The organism is Stutzerimonas stutzeri (assembly GCF_018138085.1).
Classification (GTDB): Bacteria; Pseudomonadota; Gammaproteobacteria; order Pseudomonadales; family Pseudomonadaceae; genus Stutzerimonas; species Stutzerimonas stutzeri_AI.
In genome coordinates this window covers 1,766,313-1,786,983 of the sequence record NZ_CP073105.1, presented here as the reverse complement: position 1 = coordinate 1,786,983, position 20,671 = coordinate 1,766,313, and the positions used below count along the sequence as shown (strand labels likewise).

At 62.4% G+C, this 20,671-nt stretch carries 21 protein-coding genes; 2 read left to right on the top strand and 19 right to left on the bottom strand.

Annotated elements, in window-relative coordinates; all coding sequences use genetic code 11:
* Position 1: 1 nt before the first annotated feature.
* A complete protein-coding gene (gene flhA, locus KCX70_RS08345; protein ID WP_102846140.1) occupies positions 2-2,122 on the bottom strand; it encodes a flagellar biosynthesis protein FlhA in 2,121 nt (706 codons plus the stop codon).
* 235 nt (positions 2,123-2,357) lie between these two features.
* Between flhA and sodC the strand changes: the two genes are divergently transcribed.
* On the top strand, positions 2,358-2,879 hold the full coding sequence (gene sodC, locus KCX70_RS08340) for a superoxide dismutase family protein (RefSeq protein ID WP_212619873.1): 522 nt from the start codon (positions 2,358-2,360) through the stop codon (positions 2,877-2,879).
* Positions 2,880-3,367: 488 nt separating this feature from the next.
* On the opposite strand, the gene flhB is transcribed toward sodC, so the two are convergent.
* The 18 genes from flhB to fliE form a co-directional block, all read right to left on the bottom strand.
* Positions 3,368-4,504, bottom strand: a complete 1,137-nt coding sequence (flhB, locus tag KCX70_RS08335; protein ID WP_021207736.1) for a flagellar biosynthesis protein FlhB — start codon at positions 4,502-4,504, stop codon at positions 3,368-3,370.
* Positions 4,505-4,540: 36 nt separating this feature from the next.
* The gene (fliR, locus tag KCX70_RS08330; RefSeq protein ID WP_212619872.1) at positions 4,541-5,320 is read right to left on the bottom strand and encodes a flagellar biosynthetic protein FliR; all 780 of its coding nucleotides are present in this window, start codon (positions 5,318-5,320) and stop codon (positions 4,541-4,543) included.
* A gap of 36 nt (positions 5,321-5,356) precedes the next feature.
* Positions 5,357-5,626 (bottom strand): flagellar biosynthesis protein FliQ, encoded by a 270-nt coding sequence (gene fliQ, locus KCX70_RS08325; protein ID WP_021207734.1) that lies wholly within the window; start codon positions 5,624-5,626, stop codon positions 5,357-5,359.
* 19 nt (positions 5,627-5,645) lie between these two features.
* Positions 5,646-6,422, bottom strand: coding sequence for a flagellar type III secretion system pore protein FliP (gene fliP / locus KCX70_RS08320; RefSeq protein WP_021207733.1), 777 nt, complete (start codon positions 6,420-6,422; stop codon positions 5,646-5,648).
* Positions 6,422-6,841 (bottom strand): flagellar biosynthetic protein FliO, encoded by a 420-nt coding sequence (gene fliO / locus KCX70_RS08315; RefSeq protein ID WP_212619871.1) that lies wholly within the window; start codon positions 6,839-6,841, stop codon positions 6,422-6,424. The genes fliP and fliO overlap by 1 nt, the downstream gene beginning before the upstream one ends.
* A 1-nt stretch (position 6,842) precedes the next feature.
* The gene (gene fliN, locus KCX70_RS08310; protein ID WP_021207731.1) at positions 6,843-7,313 is read right to left on the bottom strand and encodes a flagellar motor switch protein FliN; all 471 of its coding nucleotides are present in this window, start codon (positions 7,311-7,313) and stop codon (positions 6,843-6,845) included.
* Positions 7,314-7,352: 39 nt separating this feature from the next.
* Entirely contained in the window at positions 7,353-8,324 is a 972-nt protein-coding gene (gene fliM, locus KCX70_RS08305; protein WP_021207730.1) for a flagellar motor switch protein FliM, read from the bottom strand.
* Between the two features lie 12 nt (positions 8,325-8,336).
* Positions 8,337-8,867 (bottom strand): flagellar basal body-associated protein FliL, encoded by a 531-nt coding sequence (fliL, locus tag KCX70_RS08300; RefSeq protein ID WP_212619870.1) that lies wholly within the window; start codon positions 8,865-8,867, stop codon positions 8,337-8,339.
* A gap of 334 nt (positions 8,868-9,201) precedes the next feature.
* Positions 9,202-10,431 (bottom strand): flagellar hook-length control protein FliK, encoded by a 1,230-nt coding sequence (locus tag KCX70_RS08295; protein ID WP_212619869.1) that lies wholly within the window; start codon positions 10,429-10,431, stop codon positions 9,202-9,204.
* A gap of 121 nt (positions 10,432-10,552) precedes the next feature.
* The gene (locus KCX70_RS08290; protein ID WP_102851501.1) at positions 10,553-10,879 is read right to left on the bottom strand and encodes an Hpt domain-containing protein; all 327 of its coding nucleotides are present in this window, start codon (positions 10,877-10,879) and stop codon (positions 10,553-10,555) included.
* Between the two features lie 60 nt (positions 10,880-10,939).
* On the bottom strand, positions 10,940-12,646 hold the full coding sequence (locus KCX70_RS08285) for an ATP-binding SpoIIE family protein phosphatase (protein WP_212619868.1): 1,707 nt from the start codon (positions 12,644-12,646) through the stop codon (positions 10,940-10,942).
* The gene (locus KCX70_RS08280; RefSeq protein ID WP_021207725.1) at positions 12,646-12,951 is read right to left on the bottom strand and encodes an STAS domain-containing protein; all 306 of its coding nucleotides are present in this window, start codon (positions 12,949-12,951) and stop codon (positions 12,646-12,648) included. Before KCX70_RS08280 ends, KCX70_RS08285 begins: the two co-directional genes overlap by 1 nt.
* Before the next feature lie 168 nt (positions 12,952-13,119).
* Positions 13,120-13,572 carry a flagellar export protein FliJ gene (gene fliJ / locus KCX70_RS08275; protein ID WP_021207724.1) on the bottom strand — a complete coding sequence of 151 codons (453 nt, stop codon included), beginning with the start codon at positions 13,570-13,572 and terminating at the stop codon, positions 13,120-13,122.
* 3 nt (positions 13,573-13,575) lie between these two features.
* On the bottom strand, positions 13,576-14,934 hold the full coding sequence (gene fliI, locus KCX70_RS08270) for a flagellar protein export ATPase FliI (RefSeq protein ID WP_021207723.1): 1,359 nt from the start codon (positions 14,932-14,934) through the stop codon (positions 13,576-13,578).
* Positions 14,924-15,700, bottom strand: coding sequence for a flagellar assembly protein FliH (gene fliH, locus KCX70_RS08265; protein WP_212619867.1), 777 nt, complete (start codon positions 15,698-15,700; stop codon positions 14,924-14,926). The genes fliI and fliH overlap by 11 nt, the downstream gene beginning before the upstream one ends.
* Positions 15,701-15,717: 17 nt before the next feature.
* Positions 15,718-16,737, bottom strand: a complete 1,020-nt coding sequence (gene fliG / locus KCX70_RS08260) for a flagellar motor switch protein FliG (RefSeq protein ID WP_021207721.1) — start codon at positions 16,735-16,737, stop codon at positions 15,718-15,720.
* Positions 16,730-18,514 carry a flagellar basal-body MS-ring/collar protein FliF gene (gene fliF, locus KCX70_RS08255; RefSeq protein ID WP_212619866.1) on the bottom strand — a complete coding sequence of 595 codons (1,785 nt, stop codon included), beginning with the start codon at positions 18,512-18,514 and terminating at the stop codon, positions 16,730-16,732. The genes fliG and fliF overlap by 8 nt, the downstream gene beginning before the upstream one ends.
* A gap of 14 nt (positions 18,515-18,528) precedes the next feature.
* Positions 18,529-18,858 carry a flagellar hook-basal body complex protein FliE gene (fliE, locus tag KCX70_RS08250; protein WP_021207719.1) on the bottom strand — a complete coding sequence of 110 codons (330 nt, stop codon included), beginning with the start codon at positions 18,856-18,858 and terminating at the stop codon, positions 18,529-18,531.
* A gap of 546 nt (positions 18,859-19,404) precedes the next feature.
* Here fliE and KCX70_RS08245 point away from each other — a divergent pair.
* Positions 19,405-20,592, top strand: coding sequence for a benzoate/H(+) symporter BenE family transporter (locus KCX70_RS08245; protein ID WP_212619865.1), 1,188 nt, complete (start codon positions 19,405-19,407; stop codon positions 20,590-20,592).
* The last annotated feature ends 79 nt before the right edge of the window (positions 20,593-20,671 follow it).

Genomic DNA, 20,671 nt, shown 5'->3' with positions numbered 1-20,671 from the left:
GTTAATTCTGACCCACCGTAGAGACGATGGTGACCTGCTTGTTGTCTGGTATTTCCTGATAGGCCAGGACATGAATGTTCGGTACGGCGAGTCGGGCGAAACGCGAAAGCATCGCGCGGACCGGACCTGCCACCAGCAATATCGCCGGCTTACCCATCATTTCTTGACGCTGTGCCGCTTCTACCAGAGAACGTTGCAACTTTTCGGCCATTCCCGGCTCGAGGAGAATGCCATCTTCCGAGCCTTGTCCTGCCTTCTGCAAACTGTTGAGCAATATCTGTTCCAACCTTGGCTCCAGCGTGATGACAGGCAGCTGCGGCTCAAGCCCCACAACGTTTTGCACGATTGCGCGGGACAGCGCAACGCGGACAGCGGCGACCATCGCGGCGGGATCTTGACTCTTGGTCGCCACGTTCGCGATCGCCTCGGCGATGGTGCGAATGTCACGCACCGGCACCTGCTCCTGCAGCAGCGCCTGCAGCACCTTGAGCAACGTCGACAGCGAGATCATCCCCGGCACCAGTTCCTCGGCAAGCTTGGGCGAACTCTTGGCCAGCAATTGCATCAGCTGCTGGACCTCTTCGTGGCCGAGCAACTCGTGAGCGTGCTTGTGCAGTACCTGGTTGAGGTGAGTGGCGACCACCGTGCTGGCATCGACCACGGTATAGCCGAGAGACTGCGCCTGATCGCGCTGACTGGCTTCGATCCAGACCGCCTCCAGACCGAACGCCGGATCCTTGGCGGCGATGCCGTTGAGCGGGCCGAATACCTGACCGGGATTGATCGCCAGCTCACGGTCCGGATACACCTCGGCCTCGGCGAGGCTCACGCCCATCAGCGTCAGGCGATAGGCGTTGGGCAGCAGATCGAGGTTGTCGCGGATATGCACCGACGGCATCAGGAAGCCAAGGTCCTGCGACAGCTTCTTGCGTACACCCTTGATCCGCGCCAGCAGCTGTCCACCCTGGTTACGATCGACCAGCGGAATCAGGCGATAACCGACTTCCAGGCCGACCATATCCACCGGCGTCACGTCATCCCAGCCCAGCTCCTTGGTTTCCGCGGCGCGGGTGGCGGGCAGCGTCTCCTGCTGTTTCTGCACTTCCTGCTCGGCCTGCTGCTTGACCTGCTTTTGCCGGTGCCAGATCCAGTAAGCGCCGCCAGCGGCAATGCCGCCGAGCCCAAGGAAGGACATGTGCGGCATGCCAGGCACCAGGCCCATGGCGATCATGATGGCGGCGGACACGGCCAGCGCCTTGGGCGAGGCGAACATCTGCCGGTTGACCTGCTGGCCCATGTCCTCGGAGCTGGTGACACGGGTCACCATGATGGCTGCGGAGGTCGAAAGCAGCAGCGACGGTATCTGCGCCACCAGGCCGTCACCGATGGTCAGCAGCGCATAGACCTGGCCGGCCTCGCTGAAGCTCATGCCGTGCTGGGCCATGCCGATGGCGACACCGCCAATGAGGTTGATGAACAGGATCAGCAGGCCGGCGATCGCGTCACCACGCACGAACTTGCTGGCACCGTCCATCGAGCCGTAGAAATCCGCCTCGGAAGCCACTTCGACCCGCCGCACCTTGGCTTCGGCCTGATCGATAAGGCCGGCGTTGAGGTCGGCGTCGATGGCCATCTGCTTGCCGGGCATGGCATCCAGGGTGAAGCGCGCGCTGACTTCGGAGATTCGCCCGGCACCCTTGGTGACCACGACGAAGTTGATGATCATCAGGATCGCGAACACGACGATACCGACGACGTAGTTACCGCCGATCACCACGTTGCCGAATGCCTCGATCACGTGGCCCGCGGCCGATCCGCCGTCGTGCCCGTGAATCAGCACCACGCGCGTCGAAGCGACGTTCAGGGCCAGCCGCATCAGCGTCGCCACCAGCAGGATCGTCGGGAATACGGCGAAATCCAGCGGCCGCAGCGCATAGACGCTGACCAGCAGCACGACGATCGACAAGGCAATGTTGAAGGTGAACAGCAGGTCCAGCAGGAACGGCGGCACCGACAGCATCATCATGCCCATCATCACCAGCAGCAGCAGCGGCACGCCCAGGTTGCCGCGACCTGCGCCCGTCAGGCCATTGCGAATATTGATGAGTTGCGTGCGATCCACGAAGACCCCGACAGAACAGAACAAAGAATTGACGCAAAAACGCGCCCTGCCGGGGCTATAGCAAGAAGGGGTCCAACTTCGCGACTGGCCGCCTCGCAGCCGAACGCCGGAGGCAGAGCGGCTGCACGAACCGACCGGGAACCGCGCAGTCTCACCCAAGTGGCATCGCTTGGAAGGCGACACATCGAAGCGATGCCCTTGCGGCATTGAATTTTTACCTTACAGGAGTCTTGCCATGAAACAGTGGATCATCGCAGCCCTCGCCGGTTGCACGGCCATAGGCCTGCAAGCCGAAACCCTCAGCGTGCCGGTCAAGGCGGTAACGGCCGAAGGCATCGGCGAGTCCGTCGGCACGGTCAAGATCGAGAGCAGCCAGTACGGACTGGTGTTCCGCCCCGACCTGTCCGGCCTGGAGTCCGGCGCGCATGGTTTCCATATCCACGCCAAGGGCAGCTGCGAACCGGCGCAAAAGGATGGCGAAACCATCGCCGCCGGCGCCGCGGGCGGCCACTGGGATCCGAAGAACACCGGCAAACATGGCGAGCCCTGGGGCGAGGGTCACATGGGCGACCTCCCGGCGCTGATGGTCGACAGCGACGGCAAAGCCAACCAGCCGGTTTTGGCGCCCCGCCTGAAGAGCCTCGGTGATATCAAGGGGCTTGCCTTGATGGTCCACAAGGGCGGTGACAACCACTCCGACCATCCACAGCCCCTGGGCGGCGGCGGCGCGCGGGTAGCCTGCGGGGTGATCGAATAAGAGCAGCTGGAGGCTGGAGGCTGGAGGCTGGAGGCTGGAGGCTGGAGGCTGGAGGCTGGAAACAGCTTCGACCAAGGAGCAAAGCCTGACGCACTGCTTTTTTTGTAGGAGGCCCGACCCGGGGCGAAGCTTTTGGCTCTTCAGCGGCTAGCAAGCCCGAGTCCGCCGCGGGGCGCGCCTCCAACAGGCTCAGGCTTCGACCCATCTCGGAGTAAAGCCTCACGTATCGCGTCTTTGTGGGAGGCCCGACCCGGGGCGAAGCTTTTGGATTTTCAGCGGGCCGCAAGCCCGCATTCGCCGCGGGGCGCGCCTGTGACAGGCTCAGGCAACGCCCATTCTAGTAAAGCCCCACCCATCGCGTCTTTGTGGGAGGCCCGGCCCGGGGCGAAGCTTTTGGCTTTTCAGCGGGCCGCAAGCCCGAGTTCGCCGCGGGGCGCGTCTCCAACAGGCTTAACCTCCAGCCTCCAGCGCTTTTTTCGGTTTCTCAGCTATTCATCCCGCCGTAGATCCGGCGGAATCGGTAGATTGCCCAGCGGATCAGGACGTTTGCCTTTGCCGGATCGGTATTGGCGCAATTGATAGACATAGGCCAGTACCTGCGCCACGGCGAGGTACAACCCGGCCGGGATTTCCTGATCCAGTTCGGTGGAGTAATACACCGCCCGCGCCAGCGCCGGGGATTCGAGCACGGTCACCTTGTGTTCGTTGGCGATCTCGCGAATCTTCAGCGCAACGAAGTCGCCTCCCTTGGCCACCAGCATCGGCGCGCCGCCCTTGCTTCCGTCATATTTCAACGCGACGGCGAAGTGGGTCGGGTTGGTGATGACCACGTCGGCCTCCGGTACCGCCTGCATCATCCGGCGCTGGGCGGCATCGCGCTGCAACTGACGAATCCGCGATTTAACCTCCGGCTTGCCCTCGCTGTCCTTGTATTCGTCGCGGACTTCCTGCTTGGTCATCATCAGTTTCTGCTTGTTGTCCCAGAGCTGGAACGGCACGTCCACCGCCGCGATCAGGATCAGCCCGCAGGCCATCCACAGCGCACACCAACCCACCACGTTGACGCTGTGCATGATGGCCAGATCCAGAGGCTGCTTGGCGATCGAAAGCAGGTCGTCTTCGTAAGCGCCGAGCACCGCCAGGGCCACCAGCAGCACGACGAGGAACTTGCCTAGCGCCTTGAGCAACTCAACCAGCGCCTTGGTCGAGAACATTCGCTTGAGACCGGGCCCCGGATTCATCCGGCTGAACTTGGGCGCCATCGCCTTGGCCGAGAACAGCCAGCCACCCAGCGAGATCGGCCCTATGATGGAGACGAGTAGCAACACGATCAGCAGCGGCATGATGGCTTCCAGTGCGATCATGCCGCTGCTCATCAGGAGCCGGACCATCGCCCCTTCATCCAGCAGCGTCTCGCGGCTCAGGTCGAAGCTACCCTGCATGATGGCCATCAGGCTGCCGGCCAGGCTACCGCCGGAAGCCAGCAACCCGCCGATACCGCCCAATGTCACCGCCACCGTGTTCAGTTCACGGGAGCGGGCCAACTGACCTTTCTCGCGAGATTCTCGGAGACGTTTCTCCGTGGGTTCCTCGCTTTTGTCGGCACCGCTTTCGCTTTCAGCCATGCATGGCCTCCGAACGCCGTATGGAGAGCGACTGCATCAGCGCAGCCCGATCAATTCGCGCAGCATTGCCAGCGCCTCGCTGACGAAGGTCTGGTACTGGGCCAGGATGTCGGCCATGCCGATCCAGACGATGATCAGGCCGAGCACCAGGGTCAACGGAAAGCCGATGGAGAAGATATTCAGTTGTGGCGCCGCCCGCGTCATCAGGCCAAAGGCCAGGTTCACCACCAGCAACGCGGTGATTGCCGGCAGCACTAGCAGCAGACCGGCGCCCAGCACCCAGCCCAGCTTGCCGGCCACTTCCCAGAAATGATTGGTGCCGACCAGCCAGCCCCCGATGGGCAAGGTGGTGAAGCTCTCCGTGAGGATTTCCAGCACCACCAGATGCCCGTTCATGGCCAGGAACAGGAGGATCACCAGCATATTGAAGAACTGGCCGATCACCGGTACCGAGACGCCGTTGGCCGGGTCGACCATCGAGGCGAAGCCCAGGCCCATTTGCATTGCCAGCATCTGGCCGGAGACGATGAACACGTGAAAGAACAGTTGTAGCACGAAGCCCAGCATCACCCCGATCAGGATCTGTTCGGCGATCAGCACCAGCGCCTGGGCACTCAACGCCTCGACCACCGGGACCGGAGGCAGGCCCGGCACGACCACCACGGCAATCGCGACGGCCAGATACAGCCGCACGCGCATCGGTACCAGCTGGGTACCGATCAGCGGCATGCTCATCAACAGCGCCGCGATGCGGAACAGCGGCAGCAGGAACTGCCCAACCCATGCGCCGATCTGCGCATCGCTGAACTCAAGCACTGGGTGTCGCCCGACAGCAGGCCGCGATCGTCATGTTCAGCCGATGATCAACGGGATGTTCTGGATCAGGTTCTGGGTGTACTCCATCAGCTCACGCACCAGCCAAGGCCCGGCCCAGATCAGCGTCATCAACATGATCAGCAGACGCGGCAGAAAACTCAGGGTTTGTTCGTTGATTTGGGTGGCCGCCTGGAACATGGCGACTACCAGGCCGACCAGCAGGCTAGGTACTACCAGCACGCCGACGATCATCGCGGTCATCCACAGCGCCTCGCGGAACAGATCAACGGCAACCTCGGGCGTCATGCGCGTTCTCCCCTCAGGACTACAGCGTGCCGAAACTGCTGGCGAGCGTACCGATGATCAACCCCCAGCCGTCAACCAGCACGAACAGCATGATCTTGAACGGCAGCGAAATGATCAGCGGCGAAAGCATCATCATGCCCATGGCCATCAGCACACTGGCGACCACCATGTCGATGATCAGGAACGGGATGAAGATCATGAAACCGATCTGGAAGGCCGTCTTCAGTTCGGAGGTGACGAAGGCCGGCACCAGGATCGTCAGCGGCGCCGCGTCCGGCGTCTGGATATCGGTGCGCCGCGACAGCCGCACGAACAGCTCCAGGTCGCTCTCGCGCGTCTGCGCCAGCATGAAGCCTTTGAGCGGCACCTCGGCCCGGGCGATCGCATCGGGCGCCGACAGTTGCTCGTTCAGGTAGGGCTGCAAGGCCTCGTTGTTAATCCGCTCGAACACCGGGGCCATGATGAACAGCGTGAGGAATATCGTCAGCCCGACCAGGATCTGGTTCGAGGGCGTCTGCTGCAGGCCCAACGCCTGACGCAGGATGGAAAAAACGATGATGATCCGCGTGAAGCTCGTCATCAGCATGACGAACGCCGGAATGAAGCTCAGCGCCGTCATAATCAGCAGGATCTGCAGGCTGACCGAGTATTCCTGCTGTCCCTGCGCGTCGGTGCTCAGCGTGATGGCCGGGATCGACAACGGGTTATCGCCCTGGGCGATCAGCGAGCCGGCGTCCTGACCCACGGCAAACGGAGCGGCCAACACCAGCACTACCGCCAGCAACAATCGAAGCATCAGGGCTTGTCCTTCTGGTCCTTGCCAAGCAACTCCATCAGGCGCTGGGCAAATTCCGGGCTGGCCGGCTCGGCATCCGGCAGGTGCACCGGCTCCTTCAGCACGTGCAGCGGCGCGATGCGACCGGCGCTCAGGCCAAGCAGCACCTGCTCGCTACCCACCTGTACCAGCACCAGGCGCTCACGCGGGCCGAGCGCATGGCTGGAAATCAGCTTGATCGCCTGATTGCCACGCGGATTGAGTTGCTGCACGCGACGCAATAGCCAGGCCAGCAGGAATATCAGGCCGATCACAAGCAACAGGCCGAGCAACAGCTTGCTCATCTGCGCGCCCATACCAGCGCTGCTCATGCTCGCGGCGGGCTCCGCTGCCATCGCCGGCAGGGCCAGCAACAGGCCGAGAAAGACCAGAGCTCGCATCTCAGCGCAACTTCTTGATGCGTTCGCTCGGACTGATCACATCAGTCAGGCGAATGCCGAATTTCTCGTTTACCACCACCACCTCGCCGTGAGCGATCAGTGTGCCGTTGACCAGCACATCGAGGGGCTCGCCAGCCAGGCGGTCGAGCTCGACCACCGAGCCCTGGTTGAGCTGCAGCAGGTTGCGGATGCTGATCTCTGTGCTGCCGACCTCCATCGAGATCGACACCGGGATGTCGAGAATCACGTCAAGATTCGGACCCTCGAGCCCAGCCGGTACGCCCGCCGATTTCGGCGCGCTACCGAATTCCTCCAGCGGCGCACGCGGCGGCGCTGGTTTCGCTGCCGGCCCCTGGTTCAGCAGGGCATCGATATCGTCCTGGTTGGCGTCGCCCGCTTCGGCAAGCGCAGATGCCCACTCGTCGGCGAGCGCCTGTTCTTCTGCGGAGGTATGTTCGTGTTCGTCTGCCATCGCTAATCCTCGACCGGCTGAAAATGGGTTAGAGCTGAATCAACGAGGTCGCATGACCGATTCAAGCACCTGCAGGGCCAGGTTGCCTTTGTGCGCGCCCAGCTTGACCTTGAAGGTCGGCATGCCATTGGCACGCATGATCATGTCTTCCGGCATTTCCACCGGAATGACGTCGCCTGGCTGCATGTTCAGGATGTCGCGCAGCTTGAGCTGGCGGCGCACCACCGTCGAACTGAGCGGCACCTTGACGTCGAGCACGTCCTCACGAAGCGCATTGATCCAGCGCTCGTCCTGATCGCTGACATCGGACTGGAAGCCGGCGTCGAGCATTTCGCGGATCGGTTCGATCATCGAGTACGGCATGGTGACGTGGAAGTCGCCGCCACCGCTTTCCAGCTCGATGTGGAAGGTCGACACCACCACCACTTCACTGGGACTGACGATATTGGCCAGCGCCGGATTGACCTCCGAATGCACGTACTCGAAATTGACGTCGAGCACCGCGTGCCAGGCTTCCTTCAGATCGACGAAGGCCTGGTCCAGCACCATCCGTACGACACGCAGCTCGGTCGGCGTGAACTCGCGCCCCTCGATCTTGGCATGACGGCCGTCGCCACCGAAGAAGTTGTCGACCAGCTTGAATACCAGTTTGGCGTCGAGAATGAACAACGAGGTGCCGCGCAGCGGCTTGATCTTCACCAGATTGAGGCTGGTCGGGACGTACAGCGAATGAACGTATTCGCCGAACTTCATCACCTGTACTCCGCCCACGGACACATCGGCCGAGCGGCGCAGCAGGTTGAACATGCTGATGCGGGTGTAGCGGGCAAAACGTTCATTGACCATTTCCAGCGTGGGCATGCGCCCACGGACGATGCGGTCCTGGCTGGTCAGGTCGTAGCTTTTGATGCTGCCCGGCTCGGCATCGCTTTCGGTATCGACCAGACCGTCGTCAACCCCGTGCAGGAGCGCATCGATCTCGTCTTGCGAGAGCAGGTCTTGAACAGCCATCTAACACGCCCCCTATTGCAATACGAAGTTGGTGAACAGCACCTGCTCGATCGCAGGCTTGCCGATTTCCTTCTGCGCCAGTTCCTGGACGCTGGCGGTCGCTTTTTGCCGAAGCATCTCTTGCCCGACCGGCGTCATCAGCGTGGCGAACTCCTGGCTGGAAAACAGCATAACCAATTGATTGCGTAGCAGCGGCATGTGTTCCTTGAGCGCATCGAGCGCCGCCTGATCACGCGACATAAGGGCCACGCTCACCTGCATATAACGTTGACGCCCGCCCGCATTGGCGAAGTTGACGATGAACGCCGGTGCCAGCACCTCGTAGACCGCCACCTGTCGCTGTGGCGTCGAATGGTCTTCGCCCGCTTCATCGGCCGGTGGCTTGGATTCGCCTCGCGACATGAAATAAAAGGTGCCACCGACCGACAGCCCGACCGCCAACAGCAAGCCGAGCACGATCAGAATGATCAGCTTGAGCTTGCCCTTTCCTTCGCTCGGAGCTGCGGGACTCGCTACGTCTGGAGGTCCTTGTTTCTTAGCCATGCCAAATTTCCGTCATTACGGGTGGTTCACCCGTTTTCAATGTGTTACGAGCAACTGCTATGCCAAAGTATCAGCCAGGCGAGTAGCGCCGTAAACGGCCGCCATGCGCCGCGAGTCGATTTGCGGGCCAATTGTGCGCCCCTTTCGGCTCGGGGCGGGCATAAAAAAGCCGGGCGTAAGCAGCGGTGATGGATAACCGCCGCGCTACGCTCGGCCTCACGCGCTGAACCCAGCCAGCCTGCCGGCTGAAAAGCTAAAACGGACATCAGGTTGAATGCCAGGCCGAAGATGCTCGCAGGTTCTTCGCCAGTCCAACCATCGCCAGCTGCCAGCGTCAGGCGTAGTAATCCACCATGCCCCTATCGCCCCCGGCGCGACTGCTGGCGATCTCCATCGTCCCCTGTACGACCTCTTCATCGCCGTCGCCCAGGGCGCCAGCCGTGCCCCTGCCACGCGACTCGCTCCCGCCCTCGCCTTGCCAGCCACGAGACTGGTCGGAGACGTTCACGTCCATGCTCATTCCCTGCTGGCTGAACATGTCACGCAGACGCTGCATCTGCCCTTCCAGCGCGTCACGCACCCCGGCATGAGGGCTGACGAAGGTCACCTGGGTCTGGTCCTTGTGCATATCGATGCGGACTTCCATGCGGCCCAGTTCAGCCGGATCGAGCTGGATCTCGGCAGATTTGAGGTTCTGGCTGGACAGCCACATCACCCGGTCGACCACCGCCTCGCTCCAACCGGATTGCTGCATCTGCACCGGTTGCCCGGGCACCATGACCGGTCGCTGCACCTGCTGGGTCTGTTGCTGCTGGGTGATCGCCTCAGCCAACGGATTCAGCCGGTTGACCGGCAGGTCGGGGCCACCGCTGCGGCTCTCTTTCGGCGCATCCAGCTTGTCGAGCAACTCACCGAACGCTTCCTCCAGGGATGGCTCCTCGGATTCGTCGGTCGACACCTCGCCGGCGAGCAAGGCCGCTGGTAGCGCTTCCTGGGTGTCCGTGGCGGTCTCTTCCACCCCGGCAAGGGCGGACAACGGGTTGTTCTGAGTCGCGGGCCGTATATCGGCCGAGCCCTGCCCGGCCGACGCCGGTTCTGCTTCACCGTCCGAAACGCTTGTCGGTAGCTGGACCAGGCCTACGACGAAATCGCTGCCTGTAGGCATCGGCGTTTCCGGCAAGGGCGCGTCGTTCGGCGCCTGCCCGCCCATGCCGAACAGCAGCAGCGGGTCGAGTTCGATCTCGTCGCCGAGCACTTCGTCGTCGGTCGGCTCGGCTTCGGTTGGCAGCGCGTTGCCGGTCTCCGCCACCGGTGGCTGTTCATTGCCGTCGGCCTTGGCGGTTTCCTGACTCGGTTGTTCGCCAGTCTTCTTGCCAGCGGCGGGCTTTGCCGCGCCATCCTGACGCTCAGCGGGTTTGGCCTGACGCTCCTTGGCGTAAACGTTGGCGAAGCTGGAAGCCTCGTCCCTGCTGGGCTGAGAGGCGGACTTGCTGGATGCGTTGGCGGCCTTGGAGGCAGCGGCGGGCGCCTTGATGTTAAGCAATAGATCGGGGGAAACGGCCATGGATCTTTCCGCTCAGGGTTATGACGTGTGCTTGCTTAAGCAAACAACGGGCCATCTGGCTAGGATCCGAGCGGGCACGCCATCCGGCTGGCCTGTCGTGACATGCAGTAGAGTCAGAAAATCAGCCCGGCCCGCCGTAGCGCTGGCGTTCCGCCCGGCAGAGAATCCGGACGATGGCGAACTCACGCTCGATACGCTCGATCAGTTCGGGGGCGTCAGCGAGCCTCCCCAACCGGGCGATGTCCTCCAACTGGCGACAAAGTTCCGCCAGCAACGCAGCGCCCATGTTGCTGCAACTGCCTTTGAAGCTGTGCGCAGCCTGGCGCAGATCCTCCGCGTCACCGCGCATACAGCCGTTCTGCAACAGGCGTAGCCGTTCCTCCGAATCCGTGAGAAAGGTATCCAGCAGTACCGGGTATTCGCCCTCCATGACGTCCTGAAGGGTCATCAGCACGCGGTTGTCGAGGTGGTCGACCACGGGTCGGCTCCTGGCTGGAAAGTGGGCCGATTATGCACGACCGGCCCAATGGAACTCCACGTTCAGAAGCTTGCCGTCCGGCTGCCAGTAAAAGCGATCGCTCATCTGCCGAATCATGCGCAGGCCCCGCCCGCCCAGGCATTCGGCGCAATACTGCTTGTCCAGCGTCCGCTGCACGTCAAACCCGGGGCCGCTGTCGCGCACACCGATGCGCAGATGCCCCGCCTCCCCTTCCGACTTGACGCTCAGATCGATGGAAACGAAGCCTTCGTCGAGCGCATCGAGCCGCCGCTGACGTTCCTGGTAATACAGGGAGAAGCCTTCGGCATCGCATTTCCAGGCTGAATCGAGCAACAGCACGCCGTGCTCGAGGGCATTGGCGTAAAGCTCGGTCAATACGGCGTAAATGGTCCCGGCCCGGTGACGCAGAGGAGCGATCTGCAGCAGCAGCTGCATGGTCATCGGCAAGGGATTGGCGGTACGCAGACTGCTCGGACGCAGATCGAAACCGACCGACCAGTCCCTCGGCCGCTGCGAACCCGTGCCTGGCGAGCGGGCGTCCGGCTGTGAATGCCAGCCCGACGCCGTGTCCCCGACCATGGACACTTCGACAAGGCTCGAATCGTCAAGCATTTGACCGTTGAACGCGAGTAGCGCCTGCTGCACTTCGTCGAACAGCATCGACGGGTCGTCGTTGGCATCCAGCAGCGCCAGCAACCGTTGCTCGCCGAACAGCTCGTCATCGGCGTTGGAGCTTTCGAGAATCCCGTCCGACAGGAGCAGCAGCCGATCGCCAATGGCCAGTGGAAAGGTTTCGAAGCCATCGTCGAATGCGGACGCCTCGAGTATCCCGAGCGGCAAATGCCTGGAAGGCAACGCCACTCGGCGACCGGCCGCGCCCTTGAGCAGATAGCCGTCCGGCAACCCTCCGTTCCATACCCGCAACACGCCCTGCCTGAGATTGATATCCAGCAAGGCCGCGCAGCAGAACATCTCGACCGGCAGGATGAACTTCAGCTTGGCATTGATCTCACGCAGGATCTCGTTGCTCGTATAGCCCTTGGCGGTCATTCCATAGAAGGTCTCGGCCAGCGGCATCGCGCCGATCGCCGCGGGAAGCCCATGGCCGGTGAAATCGCCCAGCAGCACGAACATGCGACCGGCAGGCGCCTCGGCGGCGAGCAGCAGATCACCGTTGAATAGCGCCCGGGGCGACTGGCGGTAGCGGATGTTGGGTGCATCCAGGCAGCCCGCATGTGCCACCTTGTCGAAAATACTCTTGGCCGCGCGCTGCTCGTCGAGCAATTGCAGATTGCGTCGTGCGATCAGATCGCGCTGTTCCAGAACCGTGGCCTGCAACCGGCGCAAGCGGTGCATGGCTTGAATCTTCGCTTCGAGAATGATCGGGTTGTATGGTTTGGCGATGAAGTCGTCGCCGCCGGCTTCAAGGCAGCGTACCAGCGCCTCGTTCTCAGTCAGCGAAGTGAGAAAGATGATCGGCACCAGCTCGTTGCCAGCCAGTCCCTTGATTCGCCGCGCGGCCTCGAAGCCGTCCATGACCGGCATCAGGGCATCCATCAACACCAACTGGGGCCGCTCGAGCTCGAATTGCCGTACCGCTTCGGCACCGTTGGCCGCAGTGGTCACCCGATGCCCCTGCCGCCCGACGATGGCGGCCAACAGCATGCGGTCGGCCGCACCATCCTCGGCGATGAGTATGGAGAGCCGACCAGGCATCAGGCGATCGCGAACAATTGTTCGAAATTCGAGATCGAAAGCACCTTTCGTACGTCGGGACTGCAATTGATCAGGCGTATGTCGGCCTTGTCACTGCCTCCGTGATCACGCAGCAACAGCAACATGCCCAGGGCGGAGCTGTCCAGGTAGGTCGCCCCGCTGAGGTCGACCACATACCGCCGAGGCGAGCTGCCTGCGCCTTGGTACGCATCGCGAAAGGCCTGATGGGTGTTGAAATCGAAGCGCCCCTGGATGGTAATCGTCAGCTCTTGTCCATCTGCCGATAGCTGTGAACTGATGGTCATGTAGCACTCCTGATCCAAACCGAATGACGTGGTTGCCGTACTGGCTGAAGGGACTTTGCCGAATCGCGTGAGGCGCCTAGCTCGCGGCTTCTGCGCTTTGAGTGATCAGCCGCACCATAGCAAGCGAGCTAATGAAGATTTAGCACCCAAAGCACGGCTCAGCAAGCTTCAATCCTGTTTGGGTCGACCGGCCAGGCGTTGGGAAAATTCATCGAGGATCTTTTGCTCGCGCTTGTCGGCAGCCGTTCGTGCCTCCTGGAGATAGCGTTCGACCAGTTTGCGCAAACCATCGAGCCGCGCACGCCGCTGTTGCCATTGCTCGCGCAGCTTGTCGAGATTGTTGCGGTGCCAATCGACGCTGCGTTGCTGCTGGGCGATCGCCGACTCGAGCTGGGAAAGGAAACGCTGGTAGTTCATCAGCCATTGACCAGACACCCCCTGGCTGCCCTGGCTCAGCCATTGCTGCTGGTAGTCGGCGAAATACTGGCGCAGCTCACCGAGCTTGCCCTCGGCCTGGGACAGCTGCGCTTGACCCTGGCCGAAGAGCTTGGCGGATTCACGTTCGGCACGCTCGGCCAGGTCGATCACCGGCGCCAGACGTGCAGCGCGACTGCTCGGCAAGGGTTAGCTCGCCGCCCTGGGGTTGAACACACCGGCCAGCAAGGCCTCGCTCTGTGGCAGGTGCTCGGCCTCGTCCAGGCTCTGACGCAGGTAGCGCACCATCTCCGCCTGACGGGCGATGGCCAGGTCGGTCTCCGGATCGCCACCGGGTACATAGGCACCGACGCTGATCAGGTCGCGACTCTGTTGAAAGCGCGACCAGAGCTGTTTGAAGCGCTGGGCATTGCGCATATGTTCGGCACTGACCACCTGTGGCATGACCCGGCTGATGGAAGCCTCGATGTCGATGGCTGGATAGTGCCCCTCCTCAGCCAGGCGGCGAGACAGCACGAAGTGCCCATCAAGCACACCACGCGCAGCATCGGCGATCGGATCCTGTTGATCGTCCCCCTCGGACAACACCGTATAGAACGCGGTGATCGATCCGCCACCCGCCTCCGCGTTGCCGGCGCGCTCCACCAAGCTTGGCAGCTTGGCGAACACCGAAGGCGGATAGCCCTTGGTCGCTGGCGGCTCGCCGATGGCCAGGGCAATCTCACGCTGGGCTTGGGCGAAGCGGGTCAGCGAATCCATCAAGAGCAGGACGTTCTTGCCCTTGTCGCGGAAATACTCGGCGATGCGGGTGCAATACATCGCCGCACGCAAGCGCATCAGCGGCGCATCGTCGGCTGGCGAGGCAACCACGACCGAGCGCTTGATGCTTTCTTCGGTAAGGATGTTCTCGATGAATTCCTTGACCTCGCGGCCCCGCTCACCGATTAGCCCGACCACGATGATGTCGGCCTCGGTGAAACGCGTCATCATGCCGAGCAACACCGACTTACCGACACCGGTACCGGCGAACAGGCCGAGGCGCTGGCCGCGGCCGACGGTAAGCAGCCCGTTGATGCTGCGGATGCCGACGTCGAGCGGCTCGCTGATCGGGTGCCGCTTGAGCGGGTTGATCAGCGGGCCGTCCATCGGCACCCAGTCCTCGGCCTTCATCCCGCCCTTGCCATCCAGCGCGCGACCGGCACCGTCGAGCACCCGTCCAAGCATCGAGGTACCCATCGGCAGGCGTCCGGTATTGGCCAGCGGCACGACACGCGCCCCCGGGGCGATACCGGCCAGGCTGCCGACCGGCATCAGGTAGAGCTTGCCGCTGGCGAAGCCCATGACCTCGGCTTCGACCTGGGTCGGGTGGTAACTGTCTTCGTTGATTACCAGGCAACGGCTGCCGACTGCGGCGCGCAGCCCTTCGGCTTCCAGTGTCAGTCCGACCATACGCAACAACCGACCCTCGAGGATCGGTTGGCTGGGTAGCTTGATCGCCTCGCCATAGGTTTCGAAGCGTTTGGCGAAACTGGTTCGATCAAGGCGCATCGGGGGTGTCCAGATCTAGATGCAGATCAGCTTCGGGTGGGCTGGTGGCGTTCTCCCGCTGCTGCTCGAACAGCTGGCTGATGGCCTGGCCCAGACGTGTCTCGACGCTCGCGTCAATCCGACTTTGCTCGGTCTCGATCCGACAGCCCCCTGGCATCAGGTCACTGTCCTCGATGATTTTCCAGGTTTCTTCGTGCCGCTCACGCAGCGCCTTGACCATCTCGAAATCCTGCGGATTGATATGAATACGCACGTTGCTGGCGCCCATGGGAAGCAACTTGAGCGCGTCGCGCAGCACCTGGCGAATCTGGCTGGAGTCGATCAACAGGTCACGCTGGATCACCTCCCGCGCCAGCTGGCCGACCAAGGTGACCATGGCGTGCTCGATGTTGCGATCCTGATCGGCGATGGGTTCGAGCAACTGCGTCATCAGCTTTTCGAGGCTGGCAAGCTTGGGCGCCAACGTCGCATCGGCTTCCTGACGGGCCTTGAGCTGGCCGGCATGAAAGCCGTCCTTCTCACCGGTGCTGAAACCTTCGTTATAGGCTTCCTGGCGAATCGCTTCGAGTTCGTCGAGCGTCAGCGGTTTGACTTCTTCAACCGGAACATCCTCGCTGCGCGACAGTTCCTGCTCGGCGGCAGGCTCGTGCGCAGCCTCTGGTTCCGGTAGCTCGACACCATGCGGATCGAAACTCGGCAAGGCCCAGCGGTCGAAAACGTTGACGTCCTTCGCGCGGATCACATCGCTTGGGTTTTCCTTGGACATTCGCTCTCAGTGCCTTGCTAGACCATTTCTTCGCCGCCCTTGCCACCGAGCACGATTTCTCCGGCTTCGGCCATGCGGCGGGCGATGGTAAGGATTTCTTTCTGGGCGCCTTCGACTTCGCTGACCCGCACCGGCCCCTTGGCTTCGAGGTCGTCGCGCAGCAACTCGCCGGCACGCTTGGACATGTTCTTGAAGATCTTTTCCTTGATAGCTTCATCGGCGCCCTTGAGCGCCAGCACCAGGACGTCGGAGGATACTTCACGCAGCAGCACCTGGATGCCCCGATCGTCGACATCGGCCAGGTTGTCGAAGACGAACATCAGGTCCTCGATCTGCGAGGACAGGTCCTCGTCCACATCGCGGATGGCGTCCATCAGCTGACCTTCGACCGAGCTGTCGAGGAAGTTCATGATGTCCGCCGCACGCTTGACGCCACCCAGCGTCGCGCGCGTGGTGTTGGCATTGCCAGAGAACTGCTTCTCTAAGATCAGGTTCAGCTCCTTGAGCGCCGCCGGTTGCACGGTATTGAGCGACGATACGCGCAAGACGATATCGAGCCGCACCTTGTGGTCGAAATGCGACAGCACTTCGCCCGCCTGGTCGGGATCGAGATAGGCGACCACGATCGCCTGGATCTGCGGGTGCTCATAACGGATCACGTCGGCCACGGCGCGCGGTTCCATCCACTTGAGGCTATCCAGCCCGCTGGTGTTGCCGCCCAGCAGGATGCGGTCGATCAGCCCGCCCGCCTTGTCTTCGCCCAGTGCCTGGGTGAGCATCTTGCGAATATAGCCATCGGAGCCCACGCCAAGGCCTGTCTGGTCGCCAACCGTCTCGACGAACTCGCTCATCACCTGCTCGATCTGGGTCTTCTGCACGTTGCGCATCTGCGCCATCGCCGTCCCGACCTTCTGGACCTCCTTGGGTCCCAAATGACGCAGGACCTGCGCGGCATCGGCTTCACCCAGCGAAAGCAAGAGAATCGCGGCCTTGTCGACCTTGTTCAGCTTGTTGGCGGGAACTCGAGCATCACTCATCTGCGTTGATCCAATCTTTGACGACCTGAGCCACCCGGCCCGGATCTTCTGCTACCAGATTCTTGATGGCATTCAATTGCGCATCGTATCCCTCGGTCGGGCTCGGCAGCAGAATGCTCTGCGGCCCGCTCAGGCTGACCCGATCACTGGCCAGCCCACCATCCACGCCGTCCATGTCGCCCAGCTCGGCATCACCGACCGGTTGCAGCTCCTTGCCCTTGCCGGCATTGGTCAGGTTGTTCAGTACAGGCCGCAGCACACCGAACACCAGCACCAGAATGAACAGCACCCCGAGTACCTGTTTGACGATATCCCAGAACCAGGGTTGCGAGTAGAACGGGATATCGACGAACGCATCGTCCAGCGAATCGGTAGCGAACGGCGCGTTGATCACGCTGACGCTGTCGCCACGGCTGGCGTCGAAACCGACAGCGTCCTGCACCAGGCGAGTGAAGCGCGCCAATTCTTCGGCGCTACGCGGTACTCGCGTGGTCTGGCCATCCGCCGAAACCGTCACCTGATCGTCGAGCACCACGGCCACCGACAGGCGGCGCAGGCGACCCAGCTGTTGTTTGGTGTGGCTGATCGAACGATCCAGTTCGTAGTTGCGAGTCGCCTGCTCACGCTTGTCCGCCGGGAAAGGCGCCAGCATCGGCTGGCCAGTCGCCGGATCCATGATTTGCTGACCGTTGGCGTCCAGCAGCGGTTGCCCCGGCGCCACGGCACCAGCAGCAGCGGCTTGCCCGGCTTTTGCATTTTCCGGCGCGGTTGCCGGGCCCGGAGGCTGGTTGCTCAGCGCACCCGGAACGCCCTGCGGCCCGAGGCTGCTCTGGCGCTGTTCGCTGACACTCTGCTCGCTGCGTAGCGCCGGTTGATCAGGATTGAAGGTTTCCGAGGTGGACTCCACGGCGCTGAAATCGACGTCGGCCGATACCTCCGCCTTGTAGCGACCGCTGCCCAGCACCGGCTGCAAAATATTGTGCACGCGTTGGGTGTAGAGGCTTTCCATACGCCGGCTGTAGTCGAACTGCTTGCCGGCCATGCTCAGCTCGGTCAGTTCCTGCTGATCGGACAGCAGGTTGCCTTTCTGGTCGACCACGGTGATCTGCGACTTGGTCAGCTCGGGCACGCTGGTGGCGACCAGGTTGATGATCGCCATCACCTGGCTCGGCTCGAGGCTGCGGCCCGGATACAGCTCTACCAGTACCGACGCGCTGGGCTTGCGCTCGTCCCGCACGAACACCGAGCTTTTTGGAATCGCCAGATGCACGCGAGCGCCCTTGACGTTGTTCAGGCTGGAAATGGTGCGCCCCAGCTCACCTTCGAGACCGCGGCGATAGCGGGTCGCTTCCATGAACTGGCTGGTGCCGAGGCCCTGATCCTTGTCGAGAATCTCGAAGCCGATGTTGCTGTCGGTCGGCGCAATACCGGCGCTGGCCAGTTTCAGCCGCGCACGGGCAAGATCGTCGGCCTTGACCAGCAAGGCGCCGGAATTGGGCTCGACGGTATAGGAAATGTCCGCGGCGGCGAGGGTCTCCATCACCTGGTTGGCGTCCATCCCAGCGAGGCTGCCAAGCAGCGGACGATAGTCCGGCTGCTGCGACCAGAGCACCACGGCAAAGCCAATGGCCACGCTCGCAGCCAGCCCGACCAGCAGACCGATCTGCCGCAGCATCGACATTTCGGAGAGGTTTTCCAGGAACGACAGGCCCAGGAGCGGCTTCTTCGGCGCATCCGAATCGACCGGCACGGGTACTTTGCTAAGCGCTTCAGCCATTATTCAACCCTGCCTTAAACCGGCATCTGCATGATGTCTTGATACGCCTGGACCAGCTTGTTACGCACCTGGGTCATGGCCTGGAAAGAAATACTGGCCTTCTGCGAGGCGATCATCACTTCGGTCAGATCGACGCCACCCTGGCCCATCTCGAAAGCGGTGGCGATTTGATTGGAAGCCTGCTGGGTTTCGTTCACTTTGTTGACCGCCTGGCCGAGCATGTCGGAAAAGCTCGGCGCGCCAACCTCCGGGGCTGCGGTCACCGGCTTGGAGCGCGCCATTGCATCGGTCTGCATGGCCCGCATTTCCAGCATCAAGCGATTGAATTCGATACCCTGACTCATCATTCCTCCAACAGCTGCGGTTTTCTTGACGCCTCGCAGCGCGCACAGGAGTAATAGCAACATCGGTGCCAGCTTCGAAGGCGAGGTTGGAATCGGGCTGGAGGCTGGAGGCTGGAGGCTGGAGGCTGGAGGCTGGAGGCTGGAGGCTGGACAGCTTGGATGGTGATGACGCCACGGAGTAAAAAGACCGGTCAAGACCGCTCCTACAAGGGCCACGCCGAACCCGTGGGAGCGGTCTCGACCGCGAAGGGGGCGGCACCGGAGTGAACGATCGCGGTCAGACCGCTCCTACAAGGGCCACGCCGAATTCGTGGGAGCGGTCTCGACCGCGAAAGGGAGCGACACCGCAGTAAAAGATCGCGGTCAAGACCGCTCCTACAAGGGCCACGCCGAACCCATGGGAGCGGTCTCGACCGCGAAAGGGGCGGTGTGAACGATCGCGACTTACCGACTCCCGCTGTAACACTCATCTTCCCGCCCACTGTACCGTGACGCGCCCGGCCGAGCCCCCTAGGCTAGGCCGTCGAACAACCCACAGGACACTCCATGCCGGCCGCCCCCCGTTCGTTAGCCCGCCCATTCGCCGACAGTTCGGTATCCACCATCGTGGCGGGCTTTATAGCCATGCTCACCGGCTACACCAGTTCGCTAGTGCTGATGTTTCAGGCTGGGCAAGCGGCCGGGCTCAGCAGCGCGCAGATTTCTTCCTGGATCTGGGCGCTGTCCATCGGCATGGCGATTTGCAGCATCGGGTTGTCGATGCGCTACCGCACGCCGGTGGTCATCGCCTGGTCGACCCCCGGTGCGGCGCTGCTGATCAGCAGCCTGCCCGGCGTTCCCTACGCTGAAGCGATCGGCGCCTTTATCTTCGCCTCGCTGTTGATCGCGCTCTGCGGCCTGACCGGCAGCTTCGAGCGGCTGATGCGAAAGGTGCCCGCCTCGCTGGCCGCGGCGTTGCTGGCGGGCGTGCTGTTCAACATCGGCAGCGAGATCTTTCGTGCCGTCAAGGTTCAGCCGCTACTGGTACTGGCGATGTTCTTCAGCTATCTGCTGGCCAAACGGCTCGCCCCCCGTTATGCGGTGCTGTCGGCGCTACTGGTCGGCTGCGCGTTGTCGGCGGCCTTGGGTCTGCTGGACTTCCGCCAGCTGAGCCTGCAGATAGCGGTGCCGGTCTGGACCACGCCGTCGCTGTCGATCGCTGCGATCTTCAGCATCGGCATTCCGCTATTCGTAATCGCCATGGCGTCACAGAACATGCCCGGCCTGGCCGTACTTCGCGCCGAGGGCTATCAGGTTCCGGCCTCGCCATTGATTTCGGTTACCGGAATCGCCTCGGTGCTGCTGGCTCCGTTCGGCTCCCACGGTATTCATCTGGCGGCGATCACCATGGCCATCTGCAGCGGACCGGAGGCGCACCCGGACCCGACCCGACGTTACACCGCCGCCGTCTGGTGCGGGGTTTTCTACGGTATCGCCGGCATATTCGGCGCCACGCTCGCTGCGTTGTTCGCCTCGTTTCCAGCGGCGCTGGTGTTGTCCATCGCCGCCCTGGCCTTGCTCGGCTCGATCAGTTCGGGCCTGACCCAGGCCATGCAGCAGCCCAATGAGCGCGACGCCGCCCTGATCACCTTTATGGTGACGGCGTCTGGGCTGACGCTGTTCGGCATCGGGGCAGCGCTGTGGGGGCTGATTGCCGGCGGGCTTACCTTGTTGATTCTTAACAAGCGGGCCTGAGGCGCTGAGGTTGGATTCGACAAACCGGCCAACAAGACTCTGAGTAGCCGGTGTTTGGGCGCGGTCTTGATAGTGATCT

Excerpts from the sequence above, each read along its gene's own strand:
- sodC (WP_212619873.1), top strand. The coding sequence starts at position 2,358 with ATGAAACAGTGGATCATCGCAGCCCTCGCCGGTTGCACGGCCATAGGC.
- KCX70_RS08295 (WP_212619869.1), bottom strand. The coding sequence starts at position 10,431 with ATGGCCGTTTCCCCCGATCTATTGCTTAACATCAAGGCGCCCGCCGCT.
- fliH (WP_212619867.1), bottom strand. The coding sequence starts at position 15,700 with ATGTCCAAGGAAAACCCAAGCGATGTGATCCGCGCGAAGGACGTCAAC.
- KCX70_RS08285 (WP_212619868.1), bottom strand. The coding sequence starts at position 12,646 with ATGCCTGGTCGGCTCTCCATACTCATCGCCGAGGATGGTGCGGCCGAC.
- flhB (WP_021207736.1), bottom strand. The coding sequence starts at position 4,504 with ATGGCTGAAAGCGAAAGCGGTGCCGACAAAAGCGAGGAACCCACGGAG.
- fliN (WP_021207731.1), bottom strand. The coding sequence starts at position 7,313 with ATGGCAGACGAACACGAACATACCTCCGCAGAAGAACAGGCGCTCGCC.
- fliQ (WP_021207734.1), bottom strand. The coding sequence starts at position 5,626 with ATGACGCCCGAGGTTGCCGTTGATCTGTTCCGCGAGGCGCTGTGGATG.
- KCX70_RS08290 (WP_102851501.1), bottom strand. The coding sequence starts at position 10,879 with ATGACCCTTCAGGACGTCATGGAGGGCGAATACCCGGTACTGCTGGAT.
- fliM (WP_021207730.1), bottom strand. The coding sequence starts at position 8,324 with ATGGCTGTTCAAGACCTGCTCTCGCAAGACGAGATCGATGCGCTCCTG.
- fliL (WP_212619870.1), bottom strand. The coding sequence starts at position 8,867 with ATGGCTAAGAAACAAGGACCTCCAGACGTAGCGAGTCCCGCAGCTCCG.
- fliG (WP_021207721.1), bottom strand. The coding sequence starts at position 16,737 with ATGAGTGATGCTCGAGTTCCCGCCAACAAGCTGAACAAGGTCGACAAG.
- KCX70_RS08245 (WP_212619865.1), top strand. The coding sequence starts at position 19,405 with ATGCCGGCCGCCCCCCGTTCGTTAGCCCGCCCATTCGCCGACAGTTCG.
- fliF (WP_212619866.1), bottom strand. The coding sequence starts at position 18,514 with ATGGCTGAAGCGCTTAGCAAAGTACCCGTGCCGGTCGATTCGGATGCG.
- KCX70_RS08280 (WP_021207725.1), bottom strand. The coding sequence starts at position 12,951 with ATGACCATCAGTTCACAGCTATCGGCAGATGGACAAGAGCTGACGATT.
- fliI (WP_021207723.1), bottom strand. The coding sequence starts at position 14,934 with ATGCGCCTTGATCGAACCAGTTTCGCCAAACGCTTCGAAACCTATGGC.
- fliE (WP_021207719.1), bottom strand. The coding sequence starts at position 18,858 with ATGAGTCAGGGTATCGAATTCAATCGCTTGATGCTGGAAATGCGGGCC.
- fliO (WP_212619871.1), bottom strand. The coding sequence starts at position 6,841 with ATGCGAGCTCTGGTCTTTCTCGGCCTGTTGCTGGCCCTGCCGGCGATG.
- fliP (WP_021207733.1), bottom strand. The coding sequence starts at position 6,422 with ATGCTTCGATTGTTGCTGGCGGTAGTGCTGGTGTTGGCCGCTCCGTTT.